Here is a 15,199-nt window from a genome sequence, read left to right as displayed (position 1 = left end):
GCCGGTATGAGCCAGCCTGACATAGGAGGTGGACGGCGCCCAGCGCTCAGCCCAGGTCGACGCCGTGGCCCGCCTGGACGTGGCCGACGTCCACCCGCCCGTCCCGCATGGTCAGGCCGCCGCGGAAGGAGTGCTCCCGGATGAAGAGGTGCGTGTCGAGGTCCGCGTAGTCGAAGCCGCCCAACCCGGCGGCGAAGTGCGCCGCGCTGCTCATGGCCAGGGTGCTCTCCACCATGCCGCCCATCATCAGCTCCATGCCGGAGGCGCGCGCCAGGTTCCACATGGCCAGCGACTCCACCACGCCGCTCTTCATCAGCTTGAGGTTGACGCCGTGCGCCCCGCCCTCGCGCGCCAGCCGCAGCACGTCCTTGGCCGTGCGGGCCGACTCGTCCGCGCAGATGGGCACCCGCGACGAGCGCGTCAGCTCCGCCATGCCCTCCCAGTCCTCGCGAGGCACCGGCTGCTCGAAGAGGGCCAGGGGCACGCCCTCGGACTCCAGCCCCGCGAGGAAGGCCCGCGACTGCGCCACCGTGTAGCCCCCGTTGGCGTCCGCGAACAGCCGCGCTCCGGGCGCCTCGCGGCGGATGATGACCATGCGCCGCACGTCCTCCTCCGCCGACAGCGCGCCCACCTTCACCTTGATGGTGCGGATGCCCCGCGCCACGATGGCCCGGGCCGAGGACGCCGCGTGCGCCTCGTCACCGGCCGTCACCGTCATGTCGATGTCCAGCCCCGTGCCCGCCCCGCCGAAGAAGGCGAACAGCGGCATCCGGTAGTGGCGGCCCAGCGCGTCCAGCAGCGCCAGCTCGATGCCGCAGCGCGCCGAGGGCGCTTTCGGCAGGGCCTCGCCCAGGAGCGCCGCGAGCGGACGCCAGCCCCGCGCGTCCTTCCCGAGCATCACCTGGCGCACCGAGTGGAGGGCCTCGAGCGTGCTCGCCTGCGTCTCGCCGGACACAGCCGTGAGCGGAGCGGACTCACCCAGGCCCACCGTCCCGTCCGCCAGCTTCAGGCGGATCAGCACGTTGTTGGCCATGGTGGGCGCGCCCGTGGCGATGGCGAAGGGCTCGGTGAGAGCGAGGTCCAGCGGCTCGAAAGTCAGTTCGGTGATGAGGGTCGGGAGCATGGGCCTCCAGGGGGTTCAGCGCAGCAGACGCTCGAAGGTGACCACCTTCATGGACACGAAGGTGGCGACGACGGACCCTATCGCGAACAGCACCGCGAGCAGTAGCGACGAGAGGAAAGGGCCCGGTACGGCCAGGGTGACGAAGAAGCAGACGAGGATGGTGGGGCCGATGAGCAACCCGTTGATGTTGTTGGCGGTGCGGAAGTCGCGAGCCAGCAGGCTGACGAGCAGGGCGGTGGTGGTGGAGAAGGTCAGCGACGAGAGCAGCACGGCCAGCAGGGCCAGCACGAAGCCGGGCGAGCCGATTCCCAACCCGAGGATGAGCACCGCGTCCACGGAGAAGAGCACCAGGGTGACGCTCGAGGCCAGCACGAGCAGGGCCAGCAGCTTGGCGAGCAATATCTGCCCCACGCGCACCGGCAGGGCCACCAGCAGCTCGAGCGTGCGCGACTCGCGCTCGGTGATGAGGATGTAGCTGGCCGTCACCGAGGGCACGATGAGCCCGCCGAGCGCGATGAAGGGCACCAGCATGGCCCGCATCATCGCCACGGGATCCTCCGCCATCTCCCGCAGCCCCCGGGGCAGCTCCACTCCGGGCGGGAGGTTCACCGGCTTCGTCGCCCCCATCTTCATCCCGAGCATCTGCAACCCCGGGATGACGACCAGCAGGAGGATGGGCAGCAGCAGCGCCGTCAGCATCGCGCCGCGGCTGCGCACCAACTGGCGCCACTCCTTGCGGAAGAGGATGCGCACCTCACGCTCGAGCATCGTTCGCCCCCACGACATCCAGGAAGAGGTCCTCGAGGCTCGGCATGACGACGCGGCACTCGTAGACGTCGAGCCCCGCGCCGAGCAGGTGGCGCAGCAGCCCGGGAGCCTGTGCCGCCGCGTCCGCCACGTGCACGTGCACCGCATCGGCCTCACGGGTGGGCGTGAGACCCTGGCCCGCGAGCGCCTCGGCCAACCGCTCGGGACCCTGGGTGGCGCGCAGCACGAGCACGGGCTGGATCCGCTGGCGCAGCGTGGCGATGCGCTCGTGCAGCAGCACCTTGCCCTGACGGAGGATGACCGCGCTCTCACAGAGCGCCTCGGCCTCGGCCAGGTTGTGCGTGCACAGCAGCACCGTGCGGCCGGGCATCACCTTGCGCAGGAAGGTGTGCACCTCGCGCGTGGCCACCGGATCCAACCCCACCGTGGGCTCGTCCAGCAGCAGCACTTCCGGCGAGGAGACGAGCGCGGCGGCCATGGACAACCGGCGCTGCATGCCGCCGGACAGCTCCGCCATCCGCCGCGAGCGGAAGGGCTCCAGCCCGAAGGCCTCCACCACCTCGGGGATGTTCCCGCTGCCGTACAGGTCGCGCACCAGCACGAGGAAGTCATCCACCGTGAGGTCCCGGTACATGCCCGGCGACTGGGGGACGATGCCCACACGCCGCTTGGCCAGCAGGAAGCCGGGGTCGTCGACCCCGAGCCCGAAGAGGCTCACCTGCCCCGACGAGGGCCGCAGCGCGCCGGTGAGCAGGCGGATGAGGGTCGTCTTCCCCGCGCCGTTGGGGCCGAGCAGGCAGGCCCGCTCCCCCGGTGAAATCCGGAAGCTGACCTGGTCGAGCGCCTGGACGCCGCCGGGATACACCTTGGTGACGCCGGAGACCTCCAGCGGTACATGTTCGTTGGGTGCCAGGCGGCCGTCCTCCCCTCTCGCGCGGCGGACATACCACGCGGGCCCGGCCTTGCATCCATGCACGAGCATGGGCACCAGCAGTCGAGGAGACTCCCCGCGTCATGAACCCGTCCCCCTGGCCACGACACTCCCCGGGAGCATGGCGGCTCAAGGACAGCCCCGCCGCTCCCGCCGAGGCCACGCCCGCCCGCCAGGCCGAGGAGGAGACGGAGTCCCGCGACCCGGAGGCGCCGCTGTGCTGCGCGCGCTGCGGCCACGTCATCACCCGCGAGCGTGACCGCACCACCGTCAACGGCCGCTACACACACACCCGCGTCAATCCCTCGGGGTTCGTCTTCCACTTCGGCTGCTTCGCCCGGGCCGAGGGCTGTCTCGTCATCGGCCCGCCCACCGCGAAGGATAGCTGGTTTCCGGGCTTCCTCTGGCAGTACGCCATGTGCGCCGAATGCGGGACGCACCTGGGCTGGGCCTTCCACGGCGAGAGCGGCTTCCTCGGCCTGGTGCTGGACCGCCTCACCGCGCCGGGCTGAGCGCGGCCAGCGCGGCGGCCATCACCTCCTGACTCTGCGGCTCACAAGCGTCAGGCATGGCCTGCGAGCAACTCCTTGAGTTCTCGGTTGATGAGGCTCCCCTTGAGATTCTGCGCCTCGAGCGCCAAGCGAATCCCCTCTATCGTGGAGAGGGACTCCAGAAACGGAATGGCTGATTCCCGCATGAACTCGTCGATACATGCCTCGCGCTCCTGCATGCCCATGGATTCATCTTCGAGATCTAGCGCCCGCTCCAGGGTCTTTGCTCTTGTGTCTGGCAAGCTCGTGGCGCGTTGGCGGATGTGGCACTGATACTCCTTGGGTGCCGAGGCATCCCCAAGCCGCCTCACCCAAACCGCGAGGTTGATATAGAACTGAGGACCCCATTGTGACTTCTGGAGGTTGACGACCAGGATGGTGTCTTCACACTGCTTGTGCCAGGTGTTGCTTCGAACCTTGAAGCCCGCCTCTCGAAGCGCAGGGACCATGGCCGACCTGATGGGGTTGGATGAAGAATTCAATCCTTCTCTCCAGCATCAGGCTTATAGGTTTCAACCTTGCCCGTCCAGGAGCCGCCTTCTGTCCCCTCCAATTCGCGACGATACTCCTCGACCTGCCGCTCACCTCGTTTGATGGCACGCGGGGTGTCGGGCTTGAGTTCCTTGACCTCTTGTTTGTCGAGATTGACCGCGTCGGCTCGCTTGCCGCTCGGCAATCTCACTTCCTTCCGGAAGCCTTCTCCTGGATCCCAGTCCTTGTGCGCTTGCCGGCCACGCTTCGTTGCCTCCGTCTCTCCGCTCGACTTGGAGCGTGGGAGCAAAGCAGAACTCTTCTTGCCAGCCTTTTTATTGGCGGCATGGAGCGGCTCGGTCCCCGAGGTGGCATCAAGAGGCGCCGCCAAGAGGGGCAGCGCTTCCTCCCCCCCTGCTCCGAGCCCAACCGCAGTCGTCGCGAACGCGGTGAGAAACGCCACGAGCAGCACGCCAAGCCCGACCCGCACGTGTCTCCTGTACTCCTCATTTTTTGGATTCATGGCGTCGCTCTCTCTCTGGATGTCGCAACACTCGCTCCCCGGCACATGAAGCACCACGAGTCCTTGGCGTGGTACTGGACCGCCTCACCGCCCCGAGCTGAGCGCCGCCAGCGCGGCGGCCATCACCTGCTTGAGCGGCACGCTGGCGGCCTCGGCCACCTTGCGGCAGTCCTCGAACTCGGGGTGGGCGTTGAGCACCGTGCCGTTGCGCAGGCCGCGCTTCACCCGCACACGGCCCCACGGCGTCTCCACCTCCACCCAGTCGCGCTCCAGCGCCGTCCGCTCCACCGCGTAGGAGCGCACCCCGAGCGTGGTGGACTCGCGCAGCAGCGTGTCCGTCACCGTCTCCCTCGCGCCCCCTTCCACCAGCACGCTCAGCACGTGCCCCGGCCGGGCCTTCTTCATCGTCGCGGGCACCACCCAGGTGTCCAGCGCACCCTTCGTGAGCAGGTGCTCCACGAGGTAGCCGAGCAGCTGCGGCGTGCTGTCGTCCAGGTTGGCCTCCACCACCCAGAGGCCCTCGGCCCGCGCCTCGGCCCGGCCCATGGCGGCGCGCAGCACGTTGGGCCTGTCCCGGAAGTCCTTCGTCCCCACGCCGTAGCCGATGCGCTCCACGATGAAGTCCGGCGGCGGCTGGCCGATGCGCGCCAGCACCTTCAGCAGCGCCGCGCCCGTCGGCGTCGTCAGCTCGCCCACGCCCTCGAAGCGCACCGGCACGTCCCGGAGCAGCTCCAGCGTGGCCGGCACCGGAATGGGCATGTTCCCGTGCGCCACCCGGATGGTGCCGCTGCCCAGCGGCGGAGGCGCCGAGTACACCTCCGGATCTCCGAGCAGATCCAACACCACCGCGGCCCCGCAGATGTCCACGATGGAGTCCACCGCCCCCACCTCGTGGAAGTGGATGGCGTCGATGGACACGCCGTGCACCTTCGCCTCGGCCTCACCGATGGCCCGGAACACCGCCAGCGCCCGCTCCTTGGCCCGGGGCGACAGCGTGTCCGCCGCCTCGATGAGCTGGCGGATGTCCGCGTACGCCCGGTGCGGATGGGCCTCGCGCTCGTCCAGCACCACGTCCAGGTGCGTGCCGCTGATGGCGTGCCGCACCGCCCGGCTCACCGCCAGCTTCCAGCCCGGCACCTTCAGCCCGCTCAGCCCCTGGGCAATCGCCTCCGGCGTCACGCCGAGGTCCACGCCCGCGGCCAGGAACATGTCCCCGGCGATGCCGCCCACCGGCTCCAGGTAGAGAATCTTGCGCACGGATGTTCTCCAGGTTGTTGGCTCAGCGCCGGCCCTTGGTGCGCGAGATGAGCGCCGCGTAGAAGCCGCCGCCGAAGCCGTTGTCGATGTTCATCGTCGCCACGTTGGAGGCGCACGCGTTCACCATCGTCAGCAGCGCGGACACGCCCCCGAAGTTGGCCCCGTAGCCCACCGACGTGGGCACCGCCACCACCGGAATGCCCACCAGTCCGCCCACCACGCTCGCCAGCGCGCCCTCCATGCCCGCCACCACCACGACCGCGTGCGCGTCTTGAATCTCCTCGCGCCGCCGCAGCAACCGGTGGATGCCCGCCACGCCCACGTCGTACACGCGCTTCACCGTGGCCCCCATGGCCTCCGCGGTGATGGCCGCTTCTTCCGCCACGGGAATGTCGCTCGTTCCCGCCGTCACCACCGACACCTTCCCCGCCTTCTGCTTGCCCTGCTTCAGGTGGAAGATGCGCGCCACGGCGTGGTACTCGCCCTTGGGGAAGGCGGCCAGGAGCGCCTCGGCCTTCTCCGGCTGAAGCCGCGTCACCAGCACCGGCTGCTTGCGCTCCACCAGCTTGCCCACGATGCCCAGCACCTGCTCGGCCGTCTTGGGCTCGCCGAGCACCACTTCCGGAAAGCCGAAGCGCAGGCTGCGGTGGGTGTCCACGGTGGCATAGCCGAGCTCGGCGAAGGGCAGGTCCTTCAACTGGCCCACGGCGGCATCCACCGAGACCTTGCCGCCCTTCACCTGCTCGAGCAGTCGGGTGAGCGTCTTCTCGTCCATGCCCGCCCCTCTACCCCACTGTGCGGGCCGGTGGAATCAGGAGCGTACGGAAAGCCCTCCCCCGGGCACGAGGGCCGGACTCGAGAGAGCCAGGCCCCCGTGTCCCGGGGTGGGATGATGCGGCCTACGCCTGAGCCCGGCGGCGCCGGGACAGCAGCACCCCGCCCAGCAGCATCACCAGGGCGGCGAAGGCGCCACCGTTCGAGCCGGAGCAGCCGCAGCCCTTGGGCTCCTCGGGCTCCTCGTCCTCGTCGATGGCATTCACGAACACCGCCGTCGTCCGGGCCGGCACGGTGAACACGGCCCCGGCCACGTCGAAACCGGCCTCCTTGAGGCGTGCGTCGTGCGAGCTCTGCTGCACCGTGTGGAGCCGCATCGGCTTGTCCTGGTACGAGGACAGGGTGAACGCCTGCTGCTCGTCGCTGGCGTTGAAGAGCACCACCACGTTGGAGGCGCCATCCTCGGCCTGCGCGTCGTTGATCTCCATCACGATGAGGCCCGGAATCTGCTCCGGCCCCTCGTTGTGGAAGCGCACCTTGGACTGGATGTCCTCGGCGGTGCGCTGGCGGAAGGCCGCGGTGCTCTTGCGGATCTGCAGCATCTCGTTGAAGTGCTCCACGGCCGAGACGATGTTCTCCCTGGACGGCTTGAGCGCCGGGTTGGCGAGCAGCGGGCCCATGATGGGCCAGTTGCCCTCGTTGTCGCCGGCCGGAGGCAGGCCCACGCCCCAGTTGTTCGACTCGTAGGTGAAGTCGATCCGGTTGAACCAGTCGCCCGAGTTGTAGCTGTTGCGGTCCAGCGACTTGGAGCGCAGCATCTCGTCACCGGCGTGGATGAAGGGGATGCCCTGGGCCAGCAGCACCAGGTCCAGCGCGAGGTTGTGCATGCGCACGCGCTCCTCGATGCTCGCCGTGGGAGCCGCCTTCAACTGGATGGCGTCGAACAGCGTCTCGTTGTCGTGCGCCGAGACGTAGGTGATGACCTCCTGCGGGTCCACCGTGTAGCCGGCCGGCTGCCCGTTGTAGTCCACCTGCGAGCCCTTCACCGTCGCGCCCGCCTTGTTGATGAGCGGGTAGTCGCGCAGGTTGCCGGCCAGGCCCACGCGAATCTGGTCCGCGTAGTGCAGCAGCTTCTGGCGCTGGGCGTCCGCGGAGCCCTGGTCGGTGGTGTTGGGATCATGGAGGAGGCCGCTGGCGAAGCCCTGCTCGCGCAGGCCGCTGAAGGGGCCACCGCCGCGGACGGCGTCACGCAGGCGATCGCTGAACGTGCCGATGCCCGTGCCCGCCATGTTGAGCTGCACGGCGTTCTCGCCGCGCTCGCCGTTCGCCACCTCGCCGAAGTTCCAGCCCTCGCCGTACAGGTAGATCTTCGAGCCATCCACCCCGTCCTTCTCCAGGGTGAGCGCGTCGAGGGCCTCGCGGACCTTCAGCATGTTGGCCTTCATGTGGTGGCCCATGAGGTCGAAGCGGAAGCCGTCCACCTTGTAGAACTTCGCCCACGTGACGAGCGAGTCCACCATGAGCTTCTCGAACATGGCGTGCTCGGAGGCCGTGTTCTGGCAGCAGGTGCTCGTCTCGACGTTGCCGGTGTCCTTGTTGAGGCGGTGGTAGTAGCCGGGGACGATGCGGTCGAGCACCGAGCGGGAGTCCTGGCCCGAGGAGTTGGTGTGGTTGTAGACGACGTCCATCACCACGCGCAGGCCGGTGTCGGAGAGCCCCTTCACCATCTGGCGGAACTCGAGGATGCGGGCGCTGCCGTCGGGGTTCACCGCGTAGCTGCCCTCGGGCACGGTGTAGTGGTACGGGTCATAGCCCCAGTTGAAGCCGTCCGTGTCACGCACCTCCGTCACCGCGGCCTGCTGCTCCCGGGAATCGGGAGGCAGGGAGACCAGGTCTCCGGCCGGCACGAGCTGGTCGGCACGGTTCTCGTTGATGGTGGCGATGTCGAACACCGGCAGCAGGTGCACGTGCGTCATGCCGGAGCTGGCCAGCCGCGTCAGGTGCTTCATGCCGTTGGAGTGCTTCTCGGTGAAGGCGGCGAAGGTGCCGCGCTTGTCCGCGGGCACGGTGGCGTCGTTGATGCTGAAGTCGCGCACGTGCAGCTCGTAGAGGACGATGTCCTCGGGCGCCGCCAGCGCGGGCTTGTTCAGCGCGTTCCAGCCCTCGGGCGCGAGCGCCGGGTCCGCCAGGTCGACGAGCTGGCTGCGCGTGCTGTTGAGGGCCAGGCTCAGCGAGTACGGATCCGTCACCAGGTTCTTCACCACCTTCTTCTCGGAGCGGACGTAGACCTCCACCTCGTAGAGGTAGAACTTGTTCTTCCAGCCCGCCTCGCCGGTGATGCTCCAGACGCCCGTGTTCGCGTCGTGCGTCAGGTCCGCCACGTGGCTGGCGGTGGCCGCGGCCGAGGAGTCGAACACGTGCAGCTTCACCGAGCGCGCGGTGGGGGCCCAGAGGCGCAGGGTGGGCACGCCGTTGTTCCAGGTGGCGCCCAGCGCCCCGTCGTAGGTGTACAGCGCGTCCAGCACGCCCGGCATCTGCACCGAGGTGGCATCCAGCAGATTGCCGTCCTTGTTCACCAGCGAGAGGGCAAGCTGGCCCTGGAGCAGCCCGGGCACCTTGCCCAGCTCCGCCGCGGGAATCCTCAGCGCCTTGTACGTGGCGAGGTGCGGGAACTTCGCCTTGACCGCGGCGCTGGGGCCGGCCGGGTCGACCTCGAGGGAGATGGACTGCCCGCCCTCGATGCCCGTGGACCGCAGCACCAGGGCCCCGGCGGGGTCGGAGTGCAGCTTGAGCTGGGAGTCCGCGGGAATCTCTTCCGGCGCCCACAGCAGCGTGTCCTGCGCCACCCAGTGCGCGCGGGCGAGGTGGATGTCACCGGTGGGCGCGCCCGCGACCTTGACGGTGGGGACGTTGGTGCCCGAGTTGAACCGGAAGCTCACCTCGGCCCCGTCCGTCGGCACGCTGAAGGCGACGTCGCTGCCCGGGTAGCTGGTGTCCCAACCCTCGTTGAGGGCCACCTTGAACGCATACGCGCCCGCGGGAAGCGTCGCGGTGAAGGTGTAGTTGCCATCCCCGTCCGGGTCCTGCAGCAACGAGCGCAGGCACGAGGGCTGCCAGTCACCGGGGCAGCCCAGCTCGCTCTGGAAGCTGCCCGCGACGGTGGCGATGACCGCGTTGGCCGTGCTGGACGGACGGCTGGTCGCCCAGTGGCTCCTCGCGTCGAAGTAGAACTTCACGCTCGCGGGAGCGGCGAGATTCAGGGAGATCTCTGCCCCGTTGAGCGCTGCGCCCGCGCCGTAGGTGCCACCGGCGCCCCCGTCGATGGCCACCCGGTAGGTGTAGCTGCCCGCGGGCAGGTCGAAGGACTTCTGGAACAGCTCGTCCTCGGCGTCGTACGCCAGGTCCGACGAGGTGCACGCCGCATCGCCATCGGCGCTGCAGCCGAGCTCGGATTGGAAGCTGCCCACGAGCGTGACGCGCGGGGGCTCGGCGGCCGAGGCCACCGTGCTCGACGACAGCAGGCCGAGCAGACCGAGGGACAGGGGCCGGGCCCATGACGGGAGCCGGGAAATGACTGCGAATCGCATCGACACACCTTCCTGGAAGCACGGACCGCCCCCCTCTGGAGGCAAGCCAGTCCGCACTGTCTTTCGGGTCTTGAGGAAGCTCCACACGTCCGTGACGAAGTCATCGCCCGTGGGAGCGGGGAGAGCCTAGCAGAGCCCCGGCCCCTTCACCTGCGGCGGCTGGCCCGGGTGGCACCGCGCTGCTAAGCAGGGAGCCATGTCGCACCTGCGCGCCCTCCGCTTCCTCCCCGCCCTGACGCTGCTGGCCTGCGCCCCGCAGCCCCCCTCCGTCCACCCGCCCGCGAGGCCCCCCGTGGAGCTCGCCGCGCCCGCGGGGGACGAGTGGTACCGGCACGCCGTCTTCTACGAAATCTTCGTCCGCAGCTTCCAGGACTCCAATGGCGACGGCAAAGGCGATCTGCCCGGCCTCATCTCGCGCCTGGACTACCTCAACGACGGGAACCCGGACACCACCACGGACCTGGGCGTGGACGCGCTCTGGCTGATGCCCGTGTTCGACTCGCCCAGCTACCACGGCTACGACGTGGTGGACTACGAGCGCATCCACCCGGACTACGGCACCGTGGAGGACTTCGAGCGGCTGTGCGCCGAGGCCCACCGCCGCGGCATGCGCGTCATCCTGGACCTCGTCATCAACCACAGCAGCTCGCAGCACCCGTGGTTCGTGGAGTCCGCCGCCTCGCGCACCTCGGCGAAGCGGGACTGGTACATGTGGAGCGACACCGACCTGGGCTGGCGGCCGCCCTGGGACGTCTTCGCCAAGGGCTCCACCTGGCACGAGCGCAACGGCGCGTACTACTACGGTGTCTTCTGGGGCGGCATGCCGGACCTCAACCTGAAGACGCCCGCGGTGCGCGAGGAGGTCAAACGCATCGCTTCCTTCTGGCTGGGCAAGGGCGCGGATGGCTTCCGGCTGGACGCGGCGCGCTACCTCATCGAGAACGGCCCGGGCGTCTCCGGCCAGGCGGACACGGCCGAGACGCACGCCTTCTGGAAGGAGTTCGCCGCGCACGTGCGGAGCGTGAAGCCCGACGCGGTGCTGGTGGGGGAGAACTGGACCACCACCCAGGCCATCGCCACCTACTACGGCTCCACGGCCCAGGTGCCCGGCGGGGACGAGCTGCAGCTCAACTTCAACTTCCCGCTCGCCGACGAGCTGATCAAGGCGGCCCGCTCGGGGGATGGCCATGGCGTCACGCTGAAGCTGGCGGAGATGCGCAGCCGCTACCCGGCGGGCGTGGCGGACGCGCCCTTCCTCACCAACCACGATCACGTGCGCGTGGCCACGCAGTTGAGCGGCAACGCGGGCGCGCTCGCCACCGCGGCCTCGCTGCTGCTCACGATGCAGGGCTCGGCCTTCGTCTACTACGGCGAGGAGGTGGGCATGGCCAACGGCACCACGAACAACGACGAGGCCAAGCGCACGCCCATGGCCTGGGACGCGAGCGCGGGCGCCGGCTTCACCACCGGCACGCCGTGGTTCTCCTTCTCCCCGGGCCGCGAGAGCGCCCAGGTGGCCGCGCAGTCGAATGCCCCCGGCTCCCTGCTCTCGCGCTACCGCGGCCTCATCCGGGCCCGCCACGCCTCGGAGGCCCTGGACCGGGGCAGCCTCAAGCTGCTCACCTCCACCGAGGGCCACACGCCCACGCTGGCCTTCCTGCGCACGTGGGGAGCGGAGCGCGTGCTCGTGGTGCACAACCTCTCCGACAGCCCGGAGACGGCGGGCCCCTTCGTGTTGGAGGGGGAGCCGGCCGAGGTGCTCTTCGCCGCCCCCTCCGCGGGCTCACTCGTGGGGAGTGACGGCACCTGGAGCGTCACCCTGCCCGGCCGCGCCACTGGCATCTGGCGCCTGCGGTAGCTCGGACGGCGCCGGGGGCGGTGCGGGAGGAGCCGGGACCACCGCCGGCCAGCCCGGCGCCTGGGGCCCGAGCACCTCGTCCTGCCGCACGCCCTCGGGCACCAGCAGGTCCACCACGGGGGACTGGGCCGTGCTGCCGCCCACGCGGCCGCCGCCGAAGCGCTCGTGCGACACGCCCGGCCCGATGCCGAGCACCATCAATCCCTGGGCGGCCGGCGCCGTCATGTTGCCGAGCAGCGTGGGCAGCTCCACCCGTCTGTCCAACGTGGCCCCGGTCACCGCCACCGCGTAGCCCCACGAGGGCTGGGCCTGGCCGCCGAGGAAGCTGTCCGGGACGAAGAAGGACACCGAGGGGCCGAAGACGCGGATGCGGGTGGCGAAGAAGACGCGCTCCGCCATCTGCCGCTCCACCTGCTCCTCCAGGGCCCGCACCGCCGACTCGCTCAGCGAGCTCTGGCGCTGCGCCTCCGCGAGCGCCGCGTCCCGCCACAGCTTGCGCAGCACGTCGCGCGCCTCATAGGGACGCGGGGTGAGGACGATCGCCTTCTCCCAGGCGCTGCCCGGCGCGAGCGTGAGGTTGCGGCCAGGGAGCGTGTCCGTGCGGCCCGAGCCCTCCATCCGGTCCGCGTCCACGTACACGTCCAGGTTGAAGGTGTAGAAGCCGTGGCGGGCCATGTCCGCCAGGGTGGTGCCCGCCGCGTCCACCGTCCTGCGCTGGGGCACGGGAATGGGCTGGGCGAAGGTGGCCTCGAAGCGGGTGCCCCCGCGCTCCGCGTACGCCCGGAAGGACAGCAGGTCCAACGAGCCGGGCCCCAGGTCCTGGCGCAGCGGGTAGCGCAGCGCGCCGTCTCCATGGTCGTCCCCACGCGGGTCCTCCAGGGAGAAGAGCTGCGTGTCGCCACGTGTACCGCGGCAGGCGCTGGCGCACGTGGCCAGCAACAGGAGCAGGGAGAGGCGGCAGAGAAGCACCATACGGAGGGTTCCTCGGGGGGCTGAAAAAAGAGAAGGGGCCCGGCGGGCGTCACCGCGCGCCGGGCCCCTTCCGATTGCATCGGAAACGACTAGAACTGCGCCTTCATGAACGCCTTGAGGCGCACGTGCTCGAAGGAGCGCGTGTCCAGCGGGTTCCAGCCGTTGTAGCGGTTGGTGAAGCCGAGCGAGCCCACCGCCACGCCGTGGTCACTGGCGATCTTCTCGTCGGCCTGCTGGGCCAGGTAGCCCGTGCCGTACTCAGGCGTGTAGGAACCGAAGAGGTACTGGCCCTCGAGACCGAACTCCACACCGGCCAGGATGTACTTGGCCTTCAGGGACACCAGGTTCTTGTCGTGCTTGCCCGACACCATCTGGTGCAGGTTGTACGACTGGAAGGCCGTGTTGCCGTCCTGCAGGTCGGCCATGAACTTGGTGTAGCTCAGCGAGGCGTACAGGTCGTCGGTGAGCTGGTAGCCGGCGCCGAGGTTGAAGCTGGTGTAGTTCAGCACGCGGTCGTCATCGGAGATGTCGTCGAAGGGCTTGAACTGGTAGCCGCTGACGCCATCGCGGGTGACGAGGCCCGGGTTGCCGTAGAAGTCGGCGGTGGAGAGCGGATTGCCGTTGGCGTCCGTGCCGTAGTTGCGCCGGTTGCCGGCGCAGGCCACGTCGCCGCCCGGGCAGTCCCCGTCCTGGTAGGGCAGGTACTTCTTGTCGTTCAGGCGCTTGTCGGTGTCGTGGATGTACTTCACCTTGCCGAACACGTCGATGCCGCGGCCGAAGTCCAGCACGTAGCGGGCCTTGAGGGCCAGGATCTGCGTCTGCTTCTCCTGGAAGGGCTGGTAGGCGCTGCGGAAGTTGTGCAGCACGCCCGAGTCCAGCTCCGCACCCGGGTACTGGGTGTCGGTGATGGAGCGGTTGTCGTCGCCCCACGCCTGCCAGTTGGTGTTGTAGGTGATGAACGAGTACTCACCGGCGAGGTCCAGCGCGCCGTTGCTGTACACGGGGTTGAAGGTCAGGCCCTTCCAGCCGATGGCCGTCTCGGCCATGGGCTCGTCGAAGTCCGTGAACTCGTTGTCCACGTTGAGCGTGGCCACCTGCTGGGTCTCGCTGGTCCAGCCGCCGTAGCCGATGGCGGAGGGGTTGCCGGCGAACACGCCGTACTTGGCGTTGTTGGGACCGGGGAAGGCGAACGAGGCGTCATGGCCCTCGGTGAGCAGCACGTCCGACTCGCGGCGGGCGGCCATGACGGCCACGTAGTCCGCGCCGATGCTGAACGCCTGCGCGTTGAGCGACAGGCCGATCTCCAGCGGATCGTTCAGCGTGAGGTCCACCTTCCAGGTGTTGTCCTCGTGCCTGCCCGCGGGCACCGGCGAGTAGCCGTTGATGCCGAAGCTCTTGGGCACCCAGCGCGGATCATTTCCGTCGGTGCCGAAGTAGTTGGTGTCCTCCGCGTGCATGTACGAGCGGTAGAACGAGCCGCGCACGTCCAGCACGGAGCCCATGTGGAAGCCGGCCTTCACGCCGCCCACGCCGTTGCGGAAGCGCGGGAAGAGGTTGCGGCCGTTGTCCACGTTGGTGTCGCCGGTCTCCAGCTCGTTGTCGATGGCGTACTGGAAGATGCCGCCGACGTCGAACATGTCGTTGAAGGTGTACTTGGTCTGGAAGACGTAGGAGGCGTCCGTGGTGTGGAACGCGCCCGTCTTGTAGTTGGGGCCGGCCCAGAGGCGGGGCAGGGAGATGCCGGCCACGTCGTACGTCAGCTTCCGGTCCAGCGCCGAGCCCTGGACGAGCACGCCGTAGGCGTTGTCGCGGTCGATGTAGCGGATGCGGCCGACGACGTACGGGTCGAACTGGCCGAAGTCGTTGGCGCCGATGGTCGCCGAGTCGACGAGGTAGCCCGGCGTCAGGGTGACGGCGAGGCCGCGCAGCTTGATGTACTGATTGGAGCGCGCGTCGAACTCACCGCAGTCGCCGTTGATGCAGGGGCCGCTGGGGTTGCCGCCGAAGCCGCCGAAGTTCGACCAGAAGTTCTGGCTGAAGCGGCTGTGGATGCGGCCACGCACCTCGACGGCGCTGGACAGCCGCGCGTTGAGCAGGAGCTCGAGCTCGGTGCCGATACCGTTGTCACCGGAGCCTTCACCCGGGATGGTGGTGAAGTTGTACATCGCGCCCTGCTGGCGCGTGTTGCCGTACAGCCACTTGGTGTAGGTGGTACCGCCAATCTGGAGCTTGGGAGCCTCCTGGGCGAGCGAGGCGGTTGCGGGCAGCAGGGTGGCAGCGGCGGTGAGGGCGACTGCGCCCTTCCGCAGGGACTTCGTCTTCATGGTGATACCCCTCTCTTTTGCAGCCGAACCGGGAAGCGGGGGCTTCCTGGCTGCCGGCGC

General features: G+C 69.2%; 12 protein-coding genes. 2 read left to right on the top strand and 10 right to left on the bottom strand.

From position 1 onward, the window contains the following. Positions 1-46: 46 nt before the first annotated feature. The 3 genes from ACN28I_RS35540 to ACN28I_RS35530 are packed head-to-tail and all read right to left on the bottom strand — an operon-like array spanning position 47 to position 2,873. Entirely contained in the window at positions 47-1,123 is a 1,077-nt protein-coding gene (locus tag ACN28I_RS35540) for a dipeptide epimerase (protein ID WP_420946339.1), read from the bottom strand. 15 nt (positions 1,124-1,138) lie between these two features. After that, complete coding sequence (locus ACN28I_RS35535) at positions 1,139-1,891, bottom strand: ABC transporter permease subunit (protein ID WP_420946338.1); 753 nt, start codon at positions 1,889-1,891, stop codon at positions 1,139-1,141. Continuing rightward, positions 1,878-2,873: an ATP-binding cassette domain-containing protein gene (locus ACN28I_RS35530; RefSeq protein ID WP_420946337.1), complete on the bottom strand. Its 996-nt coding sequence runs from the start codon at positions 2,871-2,873 to the stop codon at positions 1,878-1,880. Before ACN28I_RS35530 ends, ACN28I_RS35535 begins: the two co-directional genes overlap by 14 nt. 32 nt (positions 2,874-2,905) lie before the next feature. Between ACN28I_RS35530 and ACN28I_RS35525 the strand changes: the two genes are divergently transcribed. Further along, the gene (locus ACN28I_RS35525; RefSeq protein ID WP_420946336.1) at positions 2,906-3,334 is read left to right on the top strand and encodes a cereblon family protein; all 429 of its coding nucleotides are present in this window, start codon (positions 2,906-2,908) and stop codon (positions 3,332-3,334) included. Between the two features lie 50 nt (positions 3,335-3,384). Here ACN28I_RS35525 and ACN28I_RS35520 read toward each other — a convergent pair whose 3' ends face one another. The 5 genes from ACN28I_RS35520 to pulA all read right to left on the bottom strand — a co-directional run bounded on the left by ACN28I_RS35520 (position 3,385) and on the right by pulA (position 9,985). After that, a complete protein-coding gene (locus ACN28I_RS35520) occupies positions 3,385-3,855 on the bottom strand; it encodes a DUF4304 domain-containing protein (protein WP_420946335.1) in 471 nt (156 codons plus the stop codon). Next, positions 3,852-4,367, bottom strand: coding sequence for a hypothetical protein (locus ACN28I_RS35515; RefSeq protein WP_420946334.1), 516 nt, complete (start codon positions 4,365-4,367; stop codon positions 3,852-3,854). The genes ACN28I_RS35520 and ACN28I_RS35515 overlap by 4 nt, the downstream gene beginning before the upstream one ends. Before the next feature lie 84 nt (positions 4,368-4,451). Beyond that, positions 4,452-5,624 (bottom strand): nickel pincer cofactor biosynthesis protein LarC, encoded by a 1,173-nt coding sequence (larC, locus tag ACN28I_RS35510; protein WP_420946333.1) that lies wholly within the window; start codon positions 5,622-5,624, stop codon positions 4,452-4,454. A 22-nt stretch (positions 5,625-5,646) separates the two neighbouring features. Then, positions 5,647-6,399: a nickel pincer cofactor biosynthesis protein LarB gene (gene larB, locus ACN28I_RS35505; protein WP_420946332.1), complete on the bottom strand. Its 753-nt coding sequence runs from the start codon at positions 6,397-6,399 to the stop codon at positions 5,647-5,649. Positions 6,400-6,523: 124 nt separating this feature from the next. Further along, complete coding sequence (pulA, locus tag ACN28I_RS35500) at positions 6,524-9,985, bottom strand: pullulanase-type alpha-1,6-glucosidase (RefSeq protein WP_420946331.1); 3,462 nt, start codon at positions 9,983-9,985, stop codon at positions 6,524-6,526. A gap of 196 nt (positions 9,986-10,181) precedes the next feature. Between pulA and ACN28I_RS35495 the strand changes: the two genes are divergently transcribed. After that, a complete protein-coding gene (locus ACN28I_RS35495; protein ID WP_420946330.1) occupies positions 10,182-11,843 on the top strand; it encodes an alpha-amylase family glycosyl hydrolase in 1,662 nt (553 codons plus the stop codon). Here the strand turns inward: ACN28I_RS35495 and ACN28I_RS35490 are convergent. After that, positions 11,769-12,815 (bottom strand): glucodextranase DOMON-like domain-containing protein, encoded by a 1,047-nt coding sequence (locus ACN28I_RS35490; RefSeq protein ID WP_420946329.1) that lies wholly within the window; start codon positions 12,813-12,815, stop codon positions 11,769-11,771. The genes ACN28I_RS35495 and ACN28I_RS35490 overlap by 75 nt on opposite strands. Positions 12,816-12,904: 89 nt before the next feature. Further along, complete coding sequence (locus ACN28I_RS35485) at positions 12,905-15,139, bottom strand: hypothetical protein (protein WP_420946328.1); 2,235 nt, start codon at positions 15,137-15,139, stop codon at positions 12,905-12,907. Between the last annotated feature and the right edge of the window lie 60 nt (positions 15,140-15,199).

The sequence above is a fragment of the Archangium gephyra genome (genome assembly GCF_049060025.1).
GTDB lineage: Bacteria > Myxococcota > Myxococcia > Myxococcales > Myxococcaceae > Archangium > Archangium gephyra_A.
Note: the sequence above shows the minus strand (reverse complement) of the source record. Positions and strands in the feature narration are given on the sequence as shown.